General features: G+C 73.3%; 19 protein-coding genes. 8 read left to right on the top strand and 11 right to left on the bottom strand.

The window, feature by feature from the left end; all coding sequences use genetic code 11:
- Position 1 precedes the first annotated feature (1 nt).
- The 5 genes from BLT72_RS00445 to BLT72_RS00465 are packed head-to-tail and all read right to left on the bottom strand — an operon-like array spanning position 2 to position 6,155.
- A complete protein-coding gene (locus tag BLT72_RS00445) occupies positions 2–574 on the bottom strand; it encodes a hypothetical protein (RefSeq protein ID WP_091408584.1) in 573 nt (190 codons plus the stop codon).
- Positions 561–2,672 carry a hypothetical protein gene (locus BLT72_RS00450; protein WP_091408587.1) on the bottom strand — a complete coding sequence of 704 codons (2,112 nt, stop codon included), beginning with the start codon at positions 2,670–2,672 and terminating at the stop codon, positions 561–563. The genes BLT72_RS00445 and BLT72_RS00450 overlap by 14 nt, the downstream gene beginning before the upstream one ends.
- The gene (locus BLT72_RS00455) at positions 2,669–5,470 is read right to left on the bottom strand and encodes an ATP-binding protein (protein WP_091408590.1); all 2,802 of its coding nucleotides are present in this window, start codon (positions 5,468–5,470) and stop codon (positions 2,669–2,671) included. The genes BLT72_RS00450 and BLT72_RS00455 overlap by 4 nt, the downstream gene beginning before the upstream one ends.
- A complete protein-coding gene (locus tag BLT72_RS00460; protein WP_091408592.1) occupies positions 5,470–5,922 on the bottom strand; it encodes a hypothetical protein in 453 nt (150 codons plus the stop codon). The genes BLT72_RS00455 and BLT72_RS00460 overlap by 1 nt, the downstream gene beginning before the upstream one ends.
- Before the next feature lie 5 nt (positions 5,923–5,927).
- Positions 5,928–6,155, bottom strand: coding sequence for a hypothetical protein (locus BLT72_RS00465; protein ID WP_091408594.1), 228 nt, complete (start codon positions 6,153–6,155; stop codon positions 5,928–5,930).
- Between the two features lie 667 nt (positions 6,156–6,822).
- Here BLT72_RS00465 and BLT72_RS00470 point away from each other — a divergent pair.
- The 6 genes from BLT72_RS00470 to BLT72_RS00500 all read left to right on the top strand — a co-directional run bounded on the left by BLT72_RS00470 (position 6,823) and on the right by BLT72_RS00500 (position 13,369).
- On the top strand, positions 6,823–7,179 hold the full coding sequence (locus BLT72_RS00470; protein ID WP_091408598.1) for a YciI family protein: 357 nt from the start codon (positions 6,823–6,825) through the stop codon (positions 7,177–7,179).
- Complete coding sequence (locus BLT72_RS00475; protein WP_091408601.1) at positions 7,176–8,438, top strand: RNA polymerase sigma factor; 1,263 nt, start codon at positions 7,176–7,178, stop codon at positions 8,436–8,438. The genes BLT72_RS00470 and BLT72_RS00475 overlap by 4 nt, the downstream gene beginning before the upstream one ends.
- Positions 8,439–9,472: 1,034 nt before the next feature.
- Entirely contained in the window at positions 9,473–9,997 is a 525-nt protein-coding gene (locus BLT72_RS00480) for a cupredoxin domain-containing protein (protein ID WP_157720203.1), read from the top strand.
- 263 nt (positions 9,998–10,260) lie between these two features.
- Positions 10,261–10,644, top strand: coding sequence for a hypothetical protein (locus BLT72_RS00485; protein ID WP_091408608.1), 384 nt, complete (start codon positions 10,261–10,263; stop codon positions 10,642–10,644).
- Between the two features lie 201 nt (positions 10,645–10,845).
- Positions 10,846–11,490 (top strand): GNAT family N-acetyltransferase, encoded by a 645-nt coding sequence (locus tag BLT72_RS00490; RefSeq protein ID WP_091408612.1) that lies wholly within the window; start codon positions 10,846–10,848, stop codon positions 11,488–11,490.
- 1,141 nt (positions 11,491–12,631) lie between these two features.
- Complete coding sequence (locus BLT72_RS00500; protein WP_197677143.1) at positions 12,632–13,369, top strand: GAF and ANTAR domain-containing protein; 738 nt, start codon at positions 12,632–12,634, stop codon at positions 13,367–13,369.
- Positions 13,370–13,516: 147 nt separating this feature from the next.
- Here BLT72_RS00500 and BLT72_RS00505 read toward each other — a convergent pair whose 3' ends face one another.
- From BLT72_RS00505 to BLT72_RS00525, 5 genes are all read right to left on the bottom strand, one after another.
- On the bottom strand, positions 13,517–14,239 hold the full coding sequence (locus BLT72_RS00505; protein WP_091408620.1) for a GAF domain-containing protein: 723 nt from the start codon (positions 14,237–14,239) through the stop codon (positions 13,517–13,519).
- Positions 14,240–14,616: 377 nt separating this feature from the next.
- Complete coding sequence (locus tag BLT72_RS00510) at positions 14,617–14,841, bottom strand: DUF1918 domain-containing protein (RefSeq protein WP_091408623.1); 225 nt, start codon at positions 14,839–14,841, stop codon at positions 14,617–14,619.
- A gap of 297 nt (positions 14,842–15,138) precedes the next feature.
- Entirely contained in the window at positions 15,139–15,924 is a 786-nt protein-coding gene (aqpZ, locus tag BLT72_RS00515) for an aquaporin Z (RefSeq protein WP_091408627.1), read from the bottom strand.
- A 170-nt stretch (positions 15,925–16,094) separates the two neighbouring features.
- Positions 16,095–16,937, bottom strand: a complete 843-nt coding sequence (locus BLT72_RS00520) for a sugar phosphate isomerase/epimerase family protein (RefSeq protein WP_091408631.1) — start codon at positions 16,935–16,937, stop codon at positions 16,095–16,097.
- 57 nt (positions 16,938–16,994) lie between these two features.
- Complete coding sequence (locus BLT72_RS00525) at positions 16,995–19,682, bottom strand: S8 family peptidase (RefSeq protein ID WP_091408635.1); 2,688 nt, start codon at positions 19,680–19,682, stop codon at positions 16,995–16,997.
- A gap of 344 nt (positions 19,683–20,026) precedes the next feature.
- Between BLT72_RS00525 and BLT72_RS00530 the strand changes: the two genes are divergently transcribed.
- Positions 20,027–20,569: a hypothetical protein gene (locus tag BLT72_RS00530; RefSeq protein ID WP_091408638.1), complete on the top strand. Its 543-nt coding sequence runs from the start codon at positions 20,027–20,029 to the stop codon at positions 20,567–20,569.
- A 151-nt stretch (positions 20,570–20,720) separates the two neighbouring features.
- Positions 20,721–21,659 (top strand): lysozyme, encoded by a 939-nt coding sequence (locus BLT72_RS00535; protein ID WP_231930239.1) that lies wholly within the window; start codon positions 20,721–20,723, stop codon positions 21,657–21,659.
- 9 nt (positions 21,660–21,668) lie between these two features.
- Here BLT72_RS00535 and BLT72_RS00540 read toward each other — a convergent pair whose 3' ends face one another.
- Positions 21,669–21,863 (bottom strand): hypothetical protein, encoded by a 195-nt coding sequence (locus BLT72_RS00540; RefSeq protein WP_091408642.1) that lies wholly within the window; start codon positions 21,861–21,863, stop codon positions 21,669–21,671.
- Positions 21,864–21,947: the final 84 nt, after the last annotated feature.

Consider the following 21,947-nt stretch of genomic DNA (forward strand, 5'->3'; position numbering starts at 1 on the left):
CTCAGGCCTGTTCCACCGAGGTGGCCAACCACTGGTAGCGCGCGGCCGGGTCAGCCACCAGGTAGACCTCGATCGTCAGACCCGTGCTGAGGGCCTGCGTGAACTGCGAGCTGTACGTGGACGCGTCGACCAGCTCCGGCGCACCGCGCCGCGTGGCCTTCGGGATGTTCGCCGGGTCGGTGAGCATCAGCCCCTCGGCCAGAGCCGGGGCCGAGACTGCGGCCAGAGCCGCGGGACGGGTCTTCGGGTCCCGGTCCAACCAGGCGTCGACGAAGGCGACGGCCGCTCGCTCGCTGCCCTCGGGCGCAGCGGGAGCCTCGTCAGCGTCCGACCCCGTCGGCGGGGTGCTCACGCCGGGCCCCGGGGTGGACGGAGCCGCCGTCGCGGTCGCGATCGACGTCGACCCCGGTGCGGCCGGGGCAGCCTCAGGATCGCCGCCGCTGCGGACGACGCCGGCCACGAGCAGCGTCACCAGGCCGAGGACGGCGACGAGCACCACCAGGGGCAGCCACGGCACCGGGCCACGCGACGAGGAGTCACCGAGGTCGTAGGTCAGCTGGTCACGCCGGGGCACGCGACCGGCCCGCCTCGCTCGAGTAGGCGACCATCTCGTGCTCGCTGCCGTCCTCGGCGAGCTCGGCGTCCGGCAGGTTCAGGTACACCTCGGACGGCTCCAGGTCGTCGGTGGTCGAGCGCTGGTAGAGCGGGTGCTCCTCGGCCGCCACGATGATCCCGGTGGGGAACACCACCTCGGTCCCCGCCTGGGCGGGCGCCACCGGCCGCGGGCGCTGCGCCCAGTCAGCGGTCGAGGGGTTCGACGCGGAGGCCGGCGAGGTCCCGACGACGGGACCGTCCACGACCGTGTCCTGGGACGAGGTGAGGACGAGGCCCGGCTGCCCGCCCCGGCTCGCGCTGCTGTCGTCGTCCAGCGGAGCTGCTCCCAGGCGCAGCGGGGCCGCCGGCAGGGCGGGACGGGCGGGTGCACCGCTCACCACTCCGGGCCAGGACTGCCCGCGAGACCAAGCCGTGGCGTTGGCCGCGCTGATCGGGGCCGCACTGGCGGCCGCGTCGGGGCCCGCCGTCTCCGTTCCCGCGGCCGGCGTCTGCGTCCAGATCGGGTCCGCGGTGGCGGCCGACGCCCACACCGGCTGGGGGAGTGCCGCCAGCGACTCGCTGGTGTCCGGGGACACCGACGGCACGGGGACGCGCGACCCCTCCTGGTCCTCGGCCGCCGCGAACGAGCTGCGGACGCCGGCGGCGGTCCCGTCCTCGGTGCCGATCCGCGCCCCGAAATAGCTGGCCACCCCCGACATCGCCGTCCGCAGGTAGGACTGGTTCGGGTCCAGTCCGGGCACGATCGTCTTGAAGCTGCGGATCGGTCGCGTCAGGAGCAGGGCCACCACGGTGGCCACCACCACCCAGAACAGCTTCGCGCCCGCCCCCAACGCGTCGTTCGACTGGATGGCGGCGAGCACCAGCGCCATCACCCCGCCGGCGATCACGAACTTGGCCACCGCCACGATCGACGCGGTGAACAGGTCCCACAGCCGGGACAGCACCGACGTGTGGGTCGGCAGCACCCCCAGCACCGCCGCCAGCGGTGCGGCCAGGGCCAGGCCCTGCATCATCACCCGGGCGATGAGGACCATCAGCATGGCCAGGCCGATGAACAGCCCCATGCAGACCACGACCAGCACCCCGAGCAGCGCCGGGGCGGTCCGCTCGCCGCGACCCGTGAAGGTCTCGTAAGCCGCCGGGTCGCGCGTCTCGAGGTCCTGGGCGACCGCCTTGAACTCCGCCGCCTTGGCGGTGTCGATCTGCTTCTTCGCCGCAGGGTCGGCGGACATGCGCTTCATGTCCGACCACGTGTAGTGCGTCGCGCTCATCAGCCGCGGCCCCAGCTCCCGCGCCGCCGCGGAGTCCGGATCCGCGAAGTTGCCCGTGAGCCAGGTCCGGTACGCGCTCTCTCGGGTCACGGCGTCCGTCGCCGAGGCCGAGAACTGCTGGCCCGCCGCGTCCGCCACCGTGACGACCGCCTTGTCGACCGCCGACGAGGCCACCGCGGGGAAGACCAGCGCGAAGGTGGCCATCCCGACCGCCCCGACGATGATCAGCGCGGTGCGCAGGGTGTCGGAGTAGCTCGCCCGCTTCGCGCGGAACCCGATGATCAGCCCGACCCCCAGCATCGCCAGCGGCAGCCAGACCGCCAGCAGCGGACCCTTCAGCTTGTCGGCCACCCCGCTGACGACATCGGTCAGCCAGCCCAGCGACGACGTCTTGGCCATCTGCTCCAGGGAGCCCAGCCCGGCCAGGACCCCGCCCAGCACCGACATCACGACGTTGGCGCTCTGGGTGTTGGTCACCGCCACCGGGTCGCGGAGGAAGTCGCTGCCGCACCCGAGGTCGAAGTTCGACCACTTCCAGTTGTAGCCGTAGACGTCCCCGATCGGGACGGCCGGATCCATGAACGGGTCCGGTGCGGCGTCCGGCACGTTCTCCGGCTGGTTCGTCAGCATGCCCGGCAGCCCCGACTTCGGCGCGATGGGCGCCGGCGCGTCCTGGCAGATGTCCGCCGCCGCAGGCCGGGCGGCCACCAGCCCGGCCACCAGCACCAGGCCGAGGACCAGCAGCAGCCGCACCAGCGGACGACGGAACTTGAGCGCCATGCTCATGCGGCCACCTCGTGGTCGTCGATCGGGATGTGCGGCACCGACTCGAAGAGGTCCGGGTCGATGAACGGTGTCGGCTGCGGGGTCAGCCGCACCGCCGGCCGCGTACGGCCCGGCGTGGTCTGCAGAGCGGCCCGCAGCGCCGGGTGCCAGTCCAGGTCGATCCGGATCTTCCCCAGCCGGCCCAGCGGGTCCAGCCAGACGAACTCGCCGGTCTCACCCGCCGTCTGGCCCTCGCGCGGTTTCGGTGACAGCGCCTGGATGACCGGTGCGTACGCCTCCGGGCACTGGACCAGCTGGCAGGCCTCCACCGCCGTCGCCGCCTTGGTGAGCCGCCCCACGAACGCCGAACCCATCAGGGCGTCGACCCGGCCGATCGACAGGTGGTCCGCCGGGTGCTGGCTCGCCGCGCCGATCGCGGTGTTCCACTTCCGGGAGTCCCGCGACAGCCGGACGAAGAATGCCCGCCCCGACCCCCACTGACCCATCAGGTGGTTCTCGTCGAGGAACACGTTCTTGCGCACGTCACGGGCCCGGCCGTAGATGAACTTCGACGCGAAGAACGCCGCCAGGTGCAGCAACGGCTGGGTGTAGCGCTCCTCCGAGCCCCAGTACTCCCGCTCGACCGCCTCCGGGGGCGGCGACAGGCCCGGCATCGTCACGATGACGAGGGTCTTGTCCTCGACCTCCTCGTCGTCGATGGGGCCGCGGTGCGGCGGCATGATCAGCTCACCGAGCGGGAACTCCGCCGCTGCTCTGAGCTCGTCGACGATCTGACGGGCGAGCTCGCGCTGCTGCTCGGTCACTCCCGACTCCTGGAAGTTCTCCAGCTCCTCGATGATCCAGCGCGGGTTGGTGCGGGTGTCCCGCAGCCCACGGCTCCGCGTCCGCTCCGAGACCCGACGCAGGGCGTCCCGCAGCATCACGTCGGTTCCGGGCAGCCGCAGGGTGGTGGCCGGCAGCCACATCCGCAGGACGTCGAACATCAGCTGCTGTCGTTCGGCCGCGCCCCGCCGCTGCGCACGCTCGTACTCCAGCTGGTTGAAGACGTTCTCCTCGGTGTACGCCTCCCGCGTCGGCTCCGGCACCATCTGGTACGGCGACAACGTGCCCGCTTTCGACGCCGTCAGGTCCAGCACCCGCGAGAACGGCGCCAGCTCCGGCAGCGCCGCCAGCCGCGCCAGGGGTCCCGACGGGTCGAAGATGATCGTCGGCTGACCCGCCCGCACCGCGTTGTAGGCCAGCGTCCCGATGAGCACGCTCTTCCCGCCGCCCGGCTCCGCCACGATCGGGAACAGCCCCGGCGTCTGCAGCACCTCCGGGCCGTAGTGCATGTCGAAGCGGGCAGCCCGCCGCGCGGACCCGATGCCGTACCCCAGGTAGGGGCCGGTCGGGGTGCCCAGCGCGCTGTCGACGTTCGGCAGCGCCGACGCGAGGTAGCGGACCGGCATCCGCCGCTGGAACCCGTGCTGGGCTCGGGGCTCGCCCGGGATGAACTCCCGCAGCGCGCGAGCCTGCCCCCGGGTGTGCTGCAACGGCATGTTCAACCGCTCGCCGTACAGGTCGACCAGGTCGCGCGCCCGCTTGAGGGCCTCGTCCTCGGTCTGGCCGTAGACCGCCAGCCGGACGGTGCCCAGGAAGCGGGCCGACGTCCGGCTGTCACCCTCGGTGACCTCGTCCAGGTTCGCGGCCGCCGACCGGATCGCCCGGCCGACCGAGGGCGGGGGCGTGATCTGGTGCTCCTGGTAGTGCGCCGCGATCCCCGAGGCCCGGTTCTGCTCGAACTCGATCGCCCGGGTGAGCGTGCGCGCCGACATCAGCGTCCCCGACAGCGACCACTCCACCGGGAAGCCCAACCGGTTGGAGGCCAGCATCCACGGGTCGCGGCCGTCCTCGGGCCAGGTCCGATCGGGCATGATCCCCATCGTCAGCACCGCCACGGCGCGGCTGACCTGGCTGCCCTTGATCTCCGAGACCACCCGGACCGACGAGCCGTACGGCTCGCTCAGCCACACCCGGCGGTCGGTGAACTCGGCCAGGTCCTCGAGCTCCCAGCGGTCCCCGCCGACCCCGGCGTGCACGGGAGCCGGGACGCCCATCGACAGGCTCCGGTGGAAGAGGAAAGCCATCTCCCGGGCGGTCGCCCGACGGGCGTCGAAGCCTGGACCCGTGACGACCTTCTCCACCTGGAGGATCTGCTCGATGACCTGCACGGTCTCCCGCGACGGCGTCTCCGTGCCCTGGATCAGCTGCTCGCGGACCGCCGGCTTCGGGTTGGGACCGACCCAGACCCCGAGCGCGGTGATCTTCTGGTCCAGACCCGTCGACTGCAGCCGGCGCTGGCCGTGGCCGAGGTAGTCGTTCCACGACTCACCACCCGGCACCTGCGGGAGCGGGTTCGGCGTCTCCTCGTCCAGCGAGCGCGCGTACTCGAACGAGGGGTACGGGCGGGTCGAGACGCGCAGCCGGATCGGCCGGCCCTCCGGGCGGGAGGCCGCCAGCTGCCCGTAGCGGTAGGTCTGCTGGTCCCACAGCCGCCGGCGGTCGTCGAGCGTGCGGAAGTCCCACGACTGACCGCCCAGCACGAACCAGACGAACATGCCGCCGCGGGTGAACTGCAGCGGCCCCGCCATCTCCTCCGTCGCGAGCGGGAAGACGACCTCTCGCTGCGAGGTGACCTGCCGGCGCAGCCAGCCCTGCGCGGCCCGACCCTGCCGGACGATCCGCGAACCGGGGTCGGGTGCCTCGTCGACCCCAGCCCGGTCGGCGACCGCCAGGTCCTCGCCCCGCCGCCGCCTCATCACTGCTCCTCCTGCTCACCCGAGAAGCGGCCGGCCAGCAGGTCCTGCGCGACCGCCGAGGGCTCGGTGATCTTCGGGAACGGCATCACCCACTGGGTGACGCCCTCAGCGCGGTCGCGGGACCGACGCCCGAACTCCTCGCGGAACGTCGTCGTCTTGTAGCGCAGGGGTTCGTCGAACGTCACCCCACGCATGAGCCGCACGGCCAGGTAGATCGCGAGCGGTGCACCGTAGATGAGACCGAACCAGAAGGTGAACCACGGAGCGTGACCGATGGTCACCAGCCCGCCCAGCGCGACCAGCAGGGCCACCAGGGCGATCCCCAGCGGGATCATCAGCAGCGTGACCGACCACTGCACGTAGGTCCACTCGAAGGGGAGCGTGGCACCCTTCGGGCCCAGCCAGACAGCGCGCAGCTTGCGCGGACCGTCGTCGGTGCGAAGCTCGGGCACCCGTCTCAGCCGATGCCGAGAGCGGTCAGGATCCGGCGCCCGAAGGCCGCGAAGCCGATGGCGCCCATCCCGATGGCCACGATGACGATGGCGACCAGGGTGTTGAACCCGACCCGCGCCGTCTCGCTGTACTGCGCCTTCCGGGCGCCGGCCGCGAGCGCGATGCCCACGACGATGATCACGAGACCGAAGACGGCGAGCAGGAGCGTCTGAACTTTGCCCTCATCGAACATGAGAGTGGTCCTTCCAGGGGGATACGAGCAGATGGAGCGTGCAGGCGGGAGTTGTCGGGCCCATGAACCGGGAGCGACAGCGCGACGACGCTCGTCCATGAGCCAAGCGGAGAGGTCTGACAGCTCGGCTGGACCTCGGCCAGGGGTGGCAGGGGCGCAGTAGCCGCACAACCGGGGGAACTGGCACCACGAGGGCCCTTCGTCGTGCCCGTCCCGGTCCCCAGTCAGGTCGAGCGCACCAACAGCGACAACGATGACCAGGCCGGCTCCGAGCGCCGACCCGCTCCGGCCACGATCCCCACCGCGCCGAACGAGCAACCGGTCTTGGTCGTGGTCCTGAGAGCAGCCTAAGGGTCGCGTCACGCTGCACGTCAACGCATGACGGCCGTCGAGACGTCCGCGCGAGGCGCCCGCGCGCTCCAGTGGGTGCGTGGTCCCGCCGATCCCGTGTCAGCACCAGCAACGCGGCGGTGTGCCCCGGCACGAGCGGATCCACCCGGCGGGCCCAGACCGCGGAGTCGGGGGCGAAGATCGCAGCACCCTCGCATCCGGCAGAGCTCGTCCTGCGAGAGGTGACGAGAAGATCTCCGGGCGCTGTCGATTCCGGCGTCGCTGTCCGACGGAGGGGTGTAGAGATCGATCCAGCCCTACCGGAAGGAGAGCCACCATGGCTCAGTACGCCGTCCTCATCTACACCGACGACTCCGTCCACGCCCCCGACGCGACCGAGGCCGACACCGCAGCCGCCGACCAGCACGCCGAGGAGCTGGCGGGGTCCGGCTCGATGCTGCTGGCCTATGCGTTGACCCCGCGCGACCTGGCGACCTCGATCCGCGCCGACGGGATGACCGACGGCCCCTTCGTCGACGCCAAGGAGGTCGTCGCGGGGTTCTACATCCTGGAGGCTCCCGACCTCGACGCCGCACTCGCCATCGCTGGTACCAACCCGGTCGTGCAGGCCGGCGGTGGGGTCGAGGTCCGGCCCGTGCACAGCGGTGGCGTCCTGGAGCAGCCGGCGGCGTGACCGACCGGGCGCTGGTCGAGGCCGCCCTGGCGCAGGCGCACCGGGCCGAGTGGGCCTACGTGGTCGCCGCGACGCTTCGCACCGTCCGCGATCTCGATCTCGCGGAGGAGTGCGTCCAGGAGGCCTACACCGCCGCCCTCCAGTCCTGGCGTCGCGAGGGGATCCCCGCAAGCCCGGCCGCCTGGCTGACCACCACAGCGAGGCGGCGGGGGATCGACGCCGTCCGGCGGGACCAGACCTTGAAGGCGAAGCTGCCGCTGCTGGTCGAACCGCACCTGACGTCTCCGGAAGGGGAGGCCGACATGGAGCCACGGCTCCAGGACGAGACCACCGTGCCGGACGAACGGCTCCGGCTGGTCTTCCTGTGCTGCCACCCCGCCCTCGCGGTGGAGGCCCAGGTCGCGCTCACCCTGAGGTTGGTGTGCGGGGTCGACACCGTGGACATCGCTCGCGCATTCCTGGTACCGGCGACCACGATGGCCGCGCGGATCACCCGCGCCAAGAAGAAGATCACCGGCTCCCGCATCCCCTTCCGCCTCCCGAGCGCTGCCGAGCTGCCCGACCGGCTCGACGGTGTCCTCGGCGTCGTGCACCTGCTCTTCACCACCGGGTACACCGCCCCCACGGGCTCCTCCGTGGTCCGTGCCGATCTCGTCGACGCTGCCCTTCGTCTGGCCGAGACCCTGCGTGAGCTCCTGCCCGACGAACCCGAGGTCGCGGGGCTGCTCGCCCTGCTGCTGGCGGCCGACGCCCGACGGGCGGCCCGCACCGACGAACACGGCCAGCTGATCCAGCTGCGTGACCAGGACCCCACCCGCTGGGACCACCTCGCCCTCCGACGCGCCCACCAGCTGGTGATGGCTGCACTGCCTCACCCCCGCGCCGGCCGGCACACCCTCCAAGCCGCCATCGCCTGCCAGCACGCCGTCGCACGCGACGGCCGAACCACCGACTGGGCCCAGATCCTCGGCCTGTACGACGCTCTCCTCCAGGTGTGGCCCTCACCCGTGGTCGCCCTCAACCGCGCCGTCGCCCTCGCCGAGATCGCCGGGCCCGCAGCGGCCCTCGCTGAGGTGCGGACTCTCGACCAGGAAGGCCGACTGGCCGGCTACCACTACCTGCACGCCGTCGAAGCCGACCTCCTCCACCGCCTCGACCGCCCTGCCGAAGCCCGGGACGCCTACCAACGGGCCCGCAGCCTCACCGACAACGCTGCGGAACAACGGTTCCTCGAACGCCAGATCGCAGCCCTCGAGTGATCCGGTCCTGAGCGTCCCGCGAGTACCCCGGTGTGGGACGCACGTCGTGGTCGACGCCCTCGGACCGGGCGGCAGCCTCGCGCGTCGACCTGAGGCCGAACCCCCGTCACCGTCCTGGGGGGTCGACGCCGCCGGCCACACCGCGGTGGACCAGAGCACCGCGTCCGGAGGGCGTACCCGGTCAGGGGGTGGGCGGTGTGGTGCGCCGCTGGTGACCGGTGACCGTGGCGTACCGGTCCCTGGAGACGAGGAGCAGTTGCTGCACCAGGGTGGGCTGGGGCCCGAGAACGTCCGCCGTCAGCGGTGTGCTGGCGAAGCGGTTGAAGCGGGTTCGGCCCGGGGGTGGATGGATGAGGAAGAGACCACGAGCAGAGCCTCATCCACGCCTCGATGACGAGTGTGACGCGACGGCGGGAAGCACTCACCGCGTTGGGCCCCGTGAATTTCATCCCCTCATGAGCTCTGCCGGCGGGTCAGACGGTTGTCTCCAGCCGTGCTCGTGCGGCCGGCGAACTGACGAACTGGTCAGGCCGAGAGCCGGGGTTCGCGGGAGCTGATCCATCGCTGTTGCCCTGGGCAGCCCGGACGCGACGCCGGTACGACCCAGGCCCGTGGAACCACACCGCCCGCCGGGAGGTCGCGCCCGCAGCGGTCGTCCCAGGACCACGGGCGCAGGAGTGGACACTGCGCGAGCCTCGGCCTGCAAGCCGCGTCTCCGCCTCCGGGACCGCGCAGATCGCGCTGCGAACTCGTCGAGGAAACGCCTTCGAACGATGCATTGGTCGCACCTCCCATTTTGAGGGTGGGCGGCGTCCACGTCCGCCGAGATACTCCACTTGAAGGTTCATCTCAGGGCCGGGAAAGGAGCTGCCAGGTTCGTATCCCGACGCGTTCTGCGTGCGATGCGAGCCGCTGTGCCACCCGTGTCCTGGTCCTCCCGAAAGCCGCGGCACGGATCCATTCTTCGCACATCCGATCGTGCGAGGAATCACTCGCCTCTGCCTCTCGGCGGAGCCATCACGATGGAGATCAGCGTGAAGTTCAAGAAGACCGTCTACGCGGCGCTCGCTGTGGCGATGCTGCCGTTGCTGGTACCGGGGGCCGCGCACGCCGACTCGCCGAAGGCTCGCGTCCTCGAACTGCGGGACGCCTGCGACAAGGCGAGCTGGGACGTGGAGTTCCCCGGCCTGTGCACCAGGTCCACCGGCAGCGTCACGCTGCCGGAGTTCCGGGAGGAACTGGCCGACGGTGGTGATGGCGCATGGTGGATCCGGCAGCGGGCCATCGGCCTCGACCAAGGTGATGCGATCGAGGCCACGAACGTGGGAGGGATCATCCACACCTTCACCGAGGTCGACACCTTCGGCAAGGGCTGTGTGGAGGAGTGGAACAAGGCCGTCACGGAGACGGTCGACAACTGCGACTTCGGCAAGTTCCTCGGCACGCTGGTGCCGGCCGGCACCTCGTCCGCGGCTCAGCACCCCGCGGTCGGTGTCCACAAGTTCCAGTGCCTGGTCCACCCGTGGATGCGGACGACGGTCACCGTGAAGAAGTCGTGACCAACACCGCCTCTGCTGCGATGCGTCCCCGCAGACCCCTTCCGGGCCTGCGGGGCGCGTCGCTCGCCCTCCTGCTCACCCTCGCCGCGACAGGCTGCACCTCGGCGTCTGCCCGTCCTGCCGCGCCAGCCCCGGAGGCCGACGCGCACACGCACGGACACGCCGCACCCACCGCGCTGCCCGCTTCAGCGGACCTCGCCAGCTCCTGCACCCCAGCCGGCGCCGTCCCGAGAGGAGAAGCCGCCATCACCTCGGTCGACCTGATGACGCAGGACGACCAGCTGGTGATCGGCTTCACCATGGCCACGACGATCTCCGCCGATCTGACGGTGCAGCTCACCGCGAGCCCGGGGACGAGGGTGACGGCGCACGACCAGCCTGCCCTGGTCATCACCGCCACGGTGCACGCCGCCGTCCCGGTCTCGCTCCAGCTCACAGCGCCGACCGGTTCGGGTTCAGCGAGCAACGTCCAGGACCACCTCCACGTCATGGACGACCAGCTGCACATCGGCATCCCCAGCAGCCTCCTGGTGACCGTCGGGCCGCAGTGGCACTGGAGCGCGACCGCCACCAGCGGCGAGGCCCGGGGACGCTGCCCGCTCAACGCTGGGAGCGCCGCCAGCGACAGCGCCGTGATCGTCGGCTGAGACCGTGGACCAGCCGGTACCGGCACGAAGCCCCCGCAGGGGGTGCGGGGTGTTCGTCACCGTCGGAGACCCCGAGCCCCGCCCTCGACAGCTGTGGTGATCTCCGGGCTCCCGTCGGCCGGAGTTCCGTCGCTGGTGATCCCCTGATGTCCCCGACGGTTGCGGGTCCTGGAGGACGGCTGAGGTCTTAACCTCGCGGGTGTGGACAGTGACGCGTGGCCGTTGACCAGGATCACCCTGAGGACCCCTGACCTGCTGCTGCGGCCCACGACGGAAGCGGATCTCGACGCGATAGCAGCGACGCTCTCGGGTGAGGTCAGCGGCAACCCGAGCCTTCCCCGTTTCACCGGCCTGGACCAGCGCACGAGGAGCGCTGTCTCGGCCCGTCAGTCCTACTGGCAGGCGGTGGGGAACTGGTCGGTCGACGACTGGCGCCTCGACTTCGTCGTCGTGCTGGCCGGTCGCATCATCGGCGTGCAGTCGCTCGAGGGGGAAGACTTCCCCGTGCTGCGGACGGTCGACAGCGCTTCGCATCTCGCACCGGATGCTCGCGGGCGGGGCTGGGGGAAGCAGGCCCGGCGCGCGGTGTTGGCCTTCGCCTTCGGGCCGCTCGGTGCCGAGTACGCCGTCACGTCCGCATGGCATCACAACGCCGCTTCGCTCGGAGTGAGCCGCGCCGTCGGCTACGAGGACAACGGCGTGAGCCGCCACAGGACCGAGACCGGGCAGGGGGCGGACACGATGGTGCATCTGCGGTTGTCTCGCACCCGTTGGGAGGCCTCCCGTCAGCGGGAGACGGTCGAGATCGCCGGCTATGAGGGGTGCCGTCCGTTCTTCGGCCTGTAGCTCACGCCCAGGGCGATCCTCCGGAACGGCACAGGACTCGGCTCGTCGGGCACGACCGCTCGGACGCGGTCGACGAGCCCACCGGTGAGGCCGGCGACTCGAGCGCGCGGTCGTCCTCGTCATCCTCGCCGCGGCGCCCGCCCACCGATCGACCCGCGGTCGCGTCAGCCAGCCGGGAGCCTCCCGCGATGAGCGAGGGACGGCGCGGCTCAGCCCCGGCCGTGCGAAGACCAGGACACGTGGCACGGCCTCTCGACCGCGAGCAGGGCGGTCTGGACCGGCGCGTGGCTGGCGACCCTCGCCCCGACCGCGTTCGGCCGCGGTCTCCTCGGGGACGCCCAGCCCGTCGCCAGCTGGATCGCCGTCGCCGTCAACCCAGCGTTCTGGTCGCTCGGCAGACCCCGGTCGGTCGGGCGCATCGTCACCGGGTCGACGCTGCTGTCAGCGCGTCGTGGCCGCCGTCGCGTCCCACCGCGAGGCCGGACTGCGTGAAGCCGGATCCGGTGGGTACGCGTTCGTCCGGGCCGGGGTTCTCTGGATCGAGACCGGTGGCCGGCGCGGTACGGGGGGCGGTGCAAGCGCCCCCCGCACCGCAGAGCCCCGATCATCCTCCACCTCCCCGACGAACTCAATGCTGGCGGTGAGGGGACCGGGGCGGTCGGACGATCACGATCGCGCTACGGTGGGGACGCTGGTCGTCAGCCGGTCTGGGAACGGGGCCGCCGCGCAGCCGCGGCCTTGATGACGCTCGTGTCCACCGCCCAGAGCTACGCGCAGGCCCCGATCCCGAGGCGCATCTGGTGGTGTCACCCACGTCGCCGTTCTCGACGCCCGGCCACCCGCTGCCGACGGCCCGTCCTGGTCGTCGTCGTCGCTGGCTGCTGCTCCTCAGCGTGGCTCGACTCGACCGGCGCCCCGACCGCCGAGCGGGAGCCCGTTGCCGACGCGGGCCCGACGGCCCGTGGTGCCGAAGGCCCGGTCCCCGTCGCCACCCCCTCGCTGGGCTGGCCGGGGACCGTGTCCGTCGCCGACGAGAGGGGACGTCGACCGAGGTGCTGGGAGGCGGGTGGTCGTGATGGCCGGAGGGCGGGAGAGCATGGGTGACTGGACGGCGAGGGGCGCTGGTCGGACGGATGAGCCGGTGGCCGACGGGCCTGCGCGCGAGGACGACGACCTGCGGGCCGGTCTGGCGGGTCTGGCGAGGCTGGCCTCGGCCGATCTGGGCTTGGAGACCCTCTTGACCCGGGTGGCCGGGTTCGCGGTGAAGGCGATCCCCGGTGCGGAGGGGGCCGGGCTGACGCTCCTGGAGGGCGGTCGGACGGCCATGGTCGTGGTCACCGCACCGTTCGTGCGCGAGGTCGACGACGTGCAGTACGGGATCGGGGAAGGGCCCTGCATCACCGCGGCCGCTGAGGCGAGGACGGTGGTCGCGGGGTCGCTGGGCTCAGACCTGCGGTGGCGCCGCTTCGGCCGCGAGGTGGTGCGGCTGGGGGTGCACAGCGTGGTGTCCCTACCCCTGGTCACCCCGGGCGGGGTGCTGGGGGCGATGAACGTGTACGCCCACTCGGAGGGCGTGTTCGACCAGCGGGCCGCAGAGCTGGGCGAGCTGTTCGCCGCGCCGGCCGCGGTGGCGGTGCAGAACGCCCACGTCCTGGCCCAGGCCCGCCGGCTGGTGGCCCAGCTGCAGGCCGCGCTGGACGGCCGGGTCGCCGTCGAGCGGGCGGTCGGGATCGTCATGAGCCGCGGCGGGGTCAGCGAGGGGCGGGCTCTGGAGCGGCTCCGCGCGCTCAGCCAGCACGAGGGCACCGACCTCGTCACCGTCGCCCTAAGCGTCGTGGACGAGGCGGTGCGGACTGCCCGGACACCGCGGCACGGCTGAGACGGCCCATCCGGGAGCGCCGCCGCCCGAGGCGCCGGGTGGCGGCACGCTGACGGTGCACGGGTCCGGCTCCCGCCACCATCGCGGCGCGCGGCGGGTCGGTCCCCACGGGTGCGACGGATCCGCCGGGCGGCCCCGAACCGTGGGTCAGGGCGGGGTGAGGACGTCGTCGGTGGTCACGGTGTGCTGGAGGAGCAGGCGGGCGGCGGTGTCGAGGTCCAGGTCGCAGCTGAACGCGTAGCTGCGCAGCAGGGCGAGCGCGTCGTCGTAGGTGGCGTCTGCGGCCACCATCAGCATCCCGACCGCACTCCAGACGGCCATCCGGCGGCCGGCGGCGGGGTCGTGCTCCGGCTGCTCGGCCGGGCCGAGGAGCCAGTCGCGCTGTTCCAGGAGCACGGCCGTCGTCGCGGGGACGAGGGCGGCCTGGACCTCGGCCAGATCGTCGAACGGCCCCGACGGGTCGGTGGAGTACAGGTCGAGGGCGGCGAAGGCCCGGCCCGTGGGCCAGGTCAGCGGCAGGGAGGCGACCGAGCGGAACGGGGTGCGGCGGCGCAGCTCGTGGGCGTAGACGGGCCACCGGCGGCCGAGCCGGTCCGCGTCGACGGCGACCGGCCGAGCGCCGGCGGCTGCTTCGAGGCACGGTCCGTCCCCGAGGCTGACCTGCAGTCGTTCAGCTTCGGCTGCCGCGACGTTGCTGGCGCTCAAGGGGACCCGCAGCTCGCCCGTGAGGCTCAGACCGGCTCCGGCCACCGGCAGCACCTCCACGCACGCCAGGGTGAGGATCTGCGGCAACGTCGCGGCCGCCCCGGGTCCATCGAGGTTCGAGCGCTGCAGCACGTCGCGGTAGCGCTGCCGCAACGGCAGCATCACGCGCCACCGGAGGCGAGCAGAGCAGCATCCGGCGCCGGCGCCCGCAGGTGGTCCGGTGCAGACGGGCTCGACCTGGGACTCACGGCACCGTCCTCGACCTGCCGGCCATCGGCGTTCCACCGAAGACGACAAGGTGGGGAGACCCTGCTCGACGTACCCGCGGTAGCGCTGAGCGTATCGGGCCTCCCCGCGATCGGGCCGCGCCGGGAACTCGGCACGCCGCAGCGGACCACGGCGGCCGGGCACCGGAGCGCTGGACCGACGACGTGCGCCGGCGTCAGGCGTTCCAGAGGTGACCGCGAGACCTGGGCCGGAGGCGGTGCGCTCGTCCCCGCGTCCTCCGCCGACACCGCAGGGTCACCGCCCGGCGCCGGGCCTCATCCCTGGTCGTCGCCGGGGCCCGGTGAGGTCGAGGCGTCCTCCCGGTGTTCGATCCACGCGTCCGGCCCCGGGAACACCACGGTCTCGTGCCCGTCGTCGTGACGGACGAGGTACGGCGGTGCGCCGTCCTTCCCGCGGCCCTCGACGACGACCGCGGTGTGCGCGTGCGTCCCGACCACCTTCCCCTCGAAGTGGATCCGGTCACCTTCGGCTGCTCGCATGTGCTCCTCCCCTCCTCTCGCGACCCAGTCTGGCCTCAGGCCCGGCCGTGAGGAAGACCTCCGGCCGCGGGCGCCCGCCGGTCCCGGCCTCGCCTCCACCCCGACCTGCCGCCAGCAGGTCGCGCGGGCCTGGCCTCTCCGGGTGCGCCCGCACGGTCCTCGACCAGGACGCCTCCGGCGGATCGGGACCGCCGTTCGGGCTCCGCGCGCGTCGCCGACGCGGGTGGGGTCGAGCCCGTCAGACCGTGACCCCGATGGGACGCGTCGACGACGGCTTCGAGGACGGCCAGGTCCGTCTCAGCCGGCGCGCGCGGTGCCGAGGTCGGGGTTGTTCGCGATCCCCTCGTCCACCGCCCCCGGCTCGTTCGCGCCGGTGATGAGGGCGTAGCTGGCGCCGGCGATGACGGCGCCGATGATCGGGGCGACGATGAACAACCAGACCTGGCTGAGGGCGTCGCCGCCGGCGAACCACGCGACGCCGAGCGAGCGGGCCGGGTTGACCGAGGTGTTGGTCACCGGGATCGACACCAGGTGGATCAGGGTCAGGCCGAGGCCGATGGCGATCGGGGCGAAGCCCTTGGGCGCGCGGTCGTCGGTGGCGCCGAGGATGATGTAGAGGAAGACCGCGGTCAGCACGATCTCGGCGATCAGGGCCGACACCAGGCCGTAGCCGCCCGGGGAGCGGTCGCCGTAGCCGTTGGAGGCGAAGCCGCTCTCGACGGCGCTGAAGCCGGATCTCCCGGACGCGATGGCGAAGAGCACCGCACCGGCGACGGAGGCGGCCACGACCTGGGTGGCGATGTAGGGACCGACGCCCCTCCACTCGAACCGCTTGGCGACCGCGAGCCCGATCGTGACCGCCGGGTTGAAGTGCCCGCCGGAGACGTGGCCGAAGGCGTAGGCGCCGGTGAGGACGGTGAGCCCGAAGGCGAGGGAGACGCCGACGAAGCCGATGCCCAGCTGGACGCCGTCCTCGGTGAGGAACGTGGCCGCGAGGACAGCGCTGCCGCAGCCGCCGAGGACGAGCCAGAAGGTGCCGAGGAACTCGGCGCCGAGCCTGGCGCCGAGGGTGGGCTCACGCATGCGGTGTCCTTTCGGGTCGCTCCGGGTCGGGCCGGGTCTGCGCTGGCCGCGCACCCGGAGCGGAGGTCGGGGTGAGCAGAACACTAGCGGTAGGAAATTCGCCCTGTAACCCTTCAGCGACGTGAATGCTGCGTGTCCTGACGGTGGACGGGACGGGGTCGGCGCCCGCCTCAGCCGGGCGAGCCCGCGGGGAACACCGACCGCACGACGGCGTGCGCGTCCTCGAGCCGGCCCCACTCGTCGGGGTCGGGGCCGTCGTGGACCAGGGCGAGCGGCCCTGCGTAGCCCGCGTCGGCGAGGATCGTCAGGCAGGTGCGGTACTCGGCCAGGTCCAGCCGGCCGTCGGCGTCGGTGCGCACCTTGGCCTGGCAGGTCTCGGCCACGCCGGCGACGGCCGCGAGCTGGGCGTGCCGGTCCGGGCCCTTCCAGTTGCCGAGGTCGACGAGGAAGCCGACCTGCCCCCCGGTCCGGTCCAGCAGCCCCGTCACGGCCGCGGCGTCGGGCAGCAGGGCGTGCCAGTTCTCCGTCACCAGCCGGACCTCCGGGTGCCGGTCGGCCAGCTGCTGGAGCCGGCCGGCGCTCGCGGTCAACGTCTCCTCGGTCGGCGGCTGCTGGCCCGCGACCACACGGGCCCGGACGGCGCCCAGGTCCCCGGCGGCCGTCAGCCAGGTGGAGACCCAGTCGCGCTGGGCGTCACCCTCGACCGGGTCGGCCAGGTCGCCGTCGTCGACCAGCAGGCACTCGAGGACCACCTCCGCCTCGGCGAACGCCGCGCGCACCTCCGCGAGGTAGGGCTGGTCCAGCCGGGGCAGGTAGAAGTGGCACAGCTGAGCGCTGCCGTAGCCGTGCCGGGCGAGCTCGGCGGGCAGGGCGAGCAGGTCGGGCGCCGGTCCTGGGGACTCGGGCAGCCCGCCCAGCGGCATCGAGCCGGGGGCGACGTAGCGGTCGAGGGTGCGGAACAGCGACCAGGTGTGCAGGGCTTTGGTGGCGGGCGAGAGCGCGGCGGTGGGCATGCCGGTCATCATCGCCCCCGGCCGGGTTGGCCGGGGGCGCCGGGTGGGTGCTGCCGCTCAGCGTCCGACAGCCGCCACGGGGGCGGGCGCGGGGCGTTGCAGCGCCACCCGGTCCGCCTCCCGGCCGGCGGCGTCGTCCGGGGTGACGACGAGCCAGCCGGTGGCCGTCTGGGAGGGGAGCTGGGTCCGGTCGACGTGGGTCGGCACGTGCACCGTGGCGCCGGGGGCGACGGTGACGCTCGAGCCCTGGCTGAGCGCGGGCCGGAACGGCTGGAACCGCGCGGTGCCGGCCACGTCGTCCTGTCCGCTGTCGACGACGCTGAAGCCCTGCACGCCGATCCGCAGGCTGGGGCTGGCCGCGGTCACCCCGATGCTGCTCGCCAGCACGGGCAGCAGCACCGTCGAGCCGTTCGCCGGGGCGGAGGTGCGGCGCCGGTCCACCGGTGCGTCGCCCGGCCGGGCGTCGGCGGCGTAGGTGAAGGCGGTCAGGGTGCCGTCGGGGTAGCCCTCGTCGTGCAGGCCGGTGTCCTCGGTGAACACGTAGTAGTCGGGATCGCCGTCCGCGTCCACGTCGAGGCTGACGTCCACCTCACGGGTGCCGTGGGTCGACGTGCCCGTGGCCTGGCCTGCGGCGAAGACGAGCAGCCGGTCGTCGCCAGGTGCGGGCAGGGACTGCACGCCGAGGTCGGTGAGGTCGGCGACCTCGCCGTCGCCCGCGTCGCCCGTCGGGTCGGTCAGCAGCGCCTGGTAGACCGACGCCGTACCGGCGTGCGGTCCGCGGTTGGTGAGCGTGAGCGGTGCCGGGTCGCCGGCGCTCCCGGCGCTCACCGCTGGGGTCACCGCGACCGCGGACAGCGGCACGGGCACCGCGAGGAACGCGATCCGCAGGCCGGGGTGCGACGCCGTCGCCTTGGCCGGGGTGGCCACGACCACCCCGTGCACCGTGCTGAGCGCCCCGTGGTCGGAGGCCGCCGCCCCGGGCAGCGCCGCGACCGCGGCCGCGCTGAGCGTCAACGTCGCCGTCACGGTGGCCGACGTCCCGGCCTTCAGCGTCACCGACGACGGCGAGGTGGTGAGCGTCGCCCCCCGCCGAGCCGAGCTGAAGGTGGCGCCGAGCGCGTAGCGGGCCGTGCTGGAGGAGCGGTTGGTGAGGGCGAAGGAGCGTCGCTCGGTGTGGGCCCCGCCGAGCTGGTCCAGGCCGAAGCGCAGGCTGTCGAGCCCTCCGCCGGTGGAGGCGTAGGTCTGGCCCGACGCCGCCCGCCGGGCCTGCACCAACCCGGTGCCGAGGCGCCGGGAGTCGTAGCCGGCCACCGGCGTGGCCGAGGCGGTCGAGACCAGGACGGCCTTGACCTGCAGGGGGCTCCAGGTCGGGTGGGCCTGGCGGACCAGGGCGGCGACACCGGCGGCGTGCGGGGAGGCCATGGAGGTGCCGGACATCCGGGTGCTGCGGTTCCCCGTCCCGGACGCGACCGACGGCACGGAGACGCCGGGCGCCGCCAGGTCGGGCTTCTGGGCCGAGTCGAGACGCCGCGGGCCGCCGGAGCTGAAGCTCGCGGTCCGGGCCGTGCCGACCAGCTCGGTGTCCACCGCGGCGACGGCCAGGGCGCTGTCCGCCGAGCCGGGGCTGCCCACCAGGTACGGGCCGGAGCCGTCGTTGCCCGCCGCCGCGACCACCAGCACACCGGCCGCGGTGGCGGCCTTGACGGCCTGGGTCTGCAGGTCGTCGTCCGTGCCCCACGAGGACCCGAAGGACAGGTTGACGACGTCCACGCCGTCGCGGACGGCCCGGTCGATGGCCTGGAGGATGACGTCGTCGCCGGCCCCACCGGCGCAGCCGAAGACCCGGTAGGCCCGCAGGGTCGCCTGCGGTGCTGCGCCGGGGGCCACCGTGAAGGACTTCTTCAGAGCCGCCTCGGTGTAGGGGCCGGTGTAGGCCTTGCCGCCGCTGGTCACGCCGGCCCCCGCGGCGGTGCCGGCGACGTGCGAGCCGTGGCCGTCACAGTCCAGCGGGTCCTTGTCCGGCTTCGGCGTGGCGGCGCGACCGGTGGCGTCGGGGTCGTAGTCGTCGCCGACGAAGTCGTAGCCGCCGACCACCTTCCGGGTGGGGAAGGTGCCGCGCTCCACGGTGGCGCCGTCGTTGCGCTGGAAGGCGGCGCGGGTGCCGGGGCCGCCGAAGTCGGCGTGGGTGTAGTCGATGCCGGTGTCGATGACCCCGATCACCTGGCCGCGACCGGTCAGGTGCAGCCGGTCCCACACCTCGTCCGCGGTGGTGGCCCGGTCCGACCGCGCGTTCGTCAGGTGCACCACCCGCGAGACCTGGACGGTCCGCACGCCGGGCACGGCGGCCAGCCGGTCGAGGTCGCGGACCCGCGCCCGGACCTGGACGGCGTTCAGCACGGTGCTCAGCCGGCCCAGCACGTCGGCGCCCACCGCCTCGAGCCTCGGGACGGCCGTGGCCTGCAGGCGGGCGACCTGCCGGGTCGCCGTCGCGGTGCCGACGCCGGCCGTGCGGGTGCGCACGCTCACCGGCGCGCCGTCCAGCTGGACCAGCGCGGTCACCACCGCGTCCCGGCGCAGGGCAGCGGGCAGGTCGGTGACCCGGCCGGTGCCGGCCGGGCCCACGGTCCGCTCGAAGCCGGGCGCCTCGGGCGGCGGGGTCGGGGCGGGCGGGGCCGCGGCGGCCGGCAGCACCAGGCCGGTGAGCAGGGCGGCGGTGAGGCCGCCGAGGGTGAGACGACGGCGCACGGGAACTCCTTCGGGGGACGACCCCGGCTCCGGCTGCGCCGACGTGCGAGGTCGCGAGGAGACTAGCGGCCGGTCACGTCCTGCCCGGCCCGCCGGAGAGCGGTCCGCACGGCTCCGGACGGGTCCGGGATCCGGCCCCGGGGTGCATCACCCCTGACCACGGCCGACATCACCGACCGCGGGGCGCCCTGTGGCCGGCCGGCGGCCCGGCCGCCGCCGGGCCATAACGATCTGGTACCGACCCCCGGCGCGGCCAGGTGCGCCGGGGTGTCGCACGCGGGACCGGGGCGCGAGCCGGTCGAAGATGGTCGCGCCCGCCTCCCCCGAGCACCCAAGGACGCCCCATGGCCCGTCGTCGACGGCTCCGCGCGATCGTGACCCCGCTGCTGGCCCTCGCCGGACTGGTGGCCGGCGCCGGCGCGCTCCCTGCGGACGCGGCGGCCTGGGCCGGCGAGCCGCCGGCACGCTGCGTGAGCCGTGCGGCGCTGGAGGAGGTCCAGGTCGGCATGACGCTGGCCCAGGCCCGCGGGCTGCTGCACGGCCGGGCGGTCTGGTGGGGCCCGGAGCGCGGGGTCTGGTCGCAGTCCTACCCCCGGGCCTGCAGCAGCACCCGGGCGATGCTGATCCAGGCCGACGACGGCCGGATCACCTTCGTGGTCAACGCCGGTGAGCGGCGGGACGCGACCTGCACGACCGCCGCGGAGTTCGACCAGCTGCGGGACGGGATGACCCGCGCCCGGGCCGACCACCTGCTGCGGGGCAAGCAGTTCGACCTCAAGCGCTCCGACGAGTGGCAGCCGGTGCCCTGCCAGGGCTGGAGCACCCAGCAGGTGACGTTCCGCGGCGGCCGCGTCGCCACGCACGTCCGGGGCTTCTACTTCGGCTGACCGCGGACCTGTGAAGGTCTTTCGTCCTCTTCCCCTCCGCCGTCCGGCATGCCTAGGCTGACCGCGGTCCTGGCTCTTCGGGGGCGGCGCGCCGTGCGGCGGGCCGAGAAGGCGGGACCTCCCCCTGCCCTGCCTCCCCCGAAGGACCCTCATGCTCCCCCTGCCCCGTGCCCCGCGGGTCGCCGCGGCCCTGCTCACCGCGGCCGTCGCCGGTCTGACCGCCTTCCAGACCACCACCGCGGACGCCGCGCCGACCCGGCCGGTGCTCACCGCCGAGGCCAGAGCCGCCGGGGTGACGCCCGGCAACGCGACGATGGGCTGGCGCCAGCAGTCCCCGACGGCCGGCCGCAGCGCGGCCTCCACCCTGCCCTCCACCACGGCCCCCTCCGCCACCACCCGGGTCGGCGCCGGCTCGGCCCTGGCCTCGGCCCGGACCGCGGCCGTCAAGAAGAAGGCCTTCGTGCCCAAGGGCGTCCTCGGCATCGACGTCTCGAGCTGGCAGCGCGACGTCAACTGGGACGCCCAGGTGAAGTCCGGCAAGGTCTTCGCCTACGTCAAGGCCACCGAGGGCACGGGCTACAAGAACCCGTACTTCCGCTCGCAGTACACCGGCTCGTACTACGCCGGGATGGTCCGCGGCGCCTACCACTTCGCCACCCCCAACACGAGCAGCGGCAAGAAGCAGGCGCAGGTCTTCGCCAAGAACGGCGGCGGCTGGTCGCCCGATGGCCGCACCCTGCCCGGCGTCCTCGACATCGAGTACAACCCGTACGGGTCGACCTGCTACGGCCTGAGCAAGGCCTCGATGGTGGCCTGGGTGAAGTCCTTCACCGCCGAGTACAAGCGGCTCACCACCCGCGACGCGGTCATCTACACGACCACGGACTGGTGGACGCGGTGCACGGGGAACAGCAAGGCCCTCTCGGCGACCAACCCGCTGTGGCTCGCCCGCTACGCCACCACCCCCGGCACCCTGCCGGGCGGCTGGACCTGGGCGACCTTCTGGCAGTACACCAACACCCCGCTCGACCAGAACCGCTTCAGCTCGACCTACGCCCGCCTGGTCGTCCTCGCCACCGACGCCGGCTGAGGCCGGGCGTCAGCTGACGTCCTCGTCGGTCTCGTCGGCCCCGCCGGCGAGGTCGGCGGGGTTGACGGTGCCCTCCGGGTCGTCCTCCACCGACAGGCTGCCGTACTCGTCCGGGTCGGTGAGCCCGGAGCCCTCGGGCTCGGGCAGGGCGCCGGGGTCGACGCTCTCGTCGGCGCCGTCGGTGGGCACGTCCTGGTTCGACATCGGAGCTCCTGACCTCGGGGACCGGCTCGCACGAGGCTGACCGGCTCTGGTCCGCCCATCGTAGGACGGGGGGCTGGCCGGCCG

Source organism: Friedmanniella luteola, assembly GCF_900105065.1.
GTDB classification, from domain to species: domain Bacteria; phylum Actinomycetota; class Actinomycetes; order Propionibacteriales; family Propionibacteriaceae; genus Microlunatus; species Microlunatus luteolus.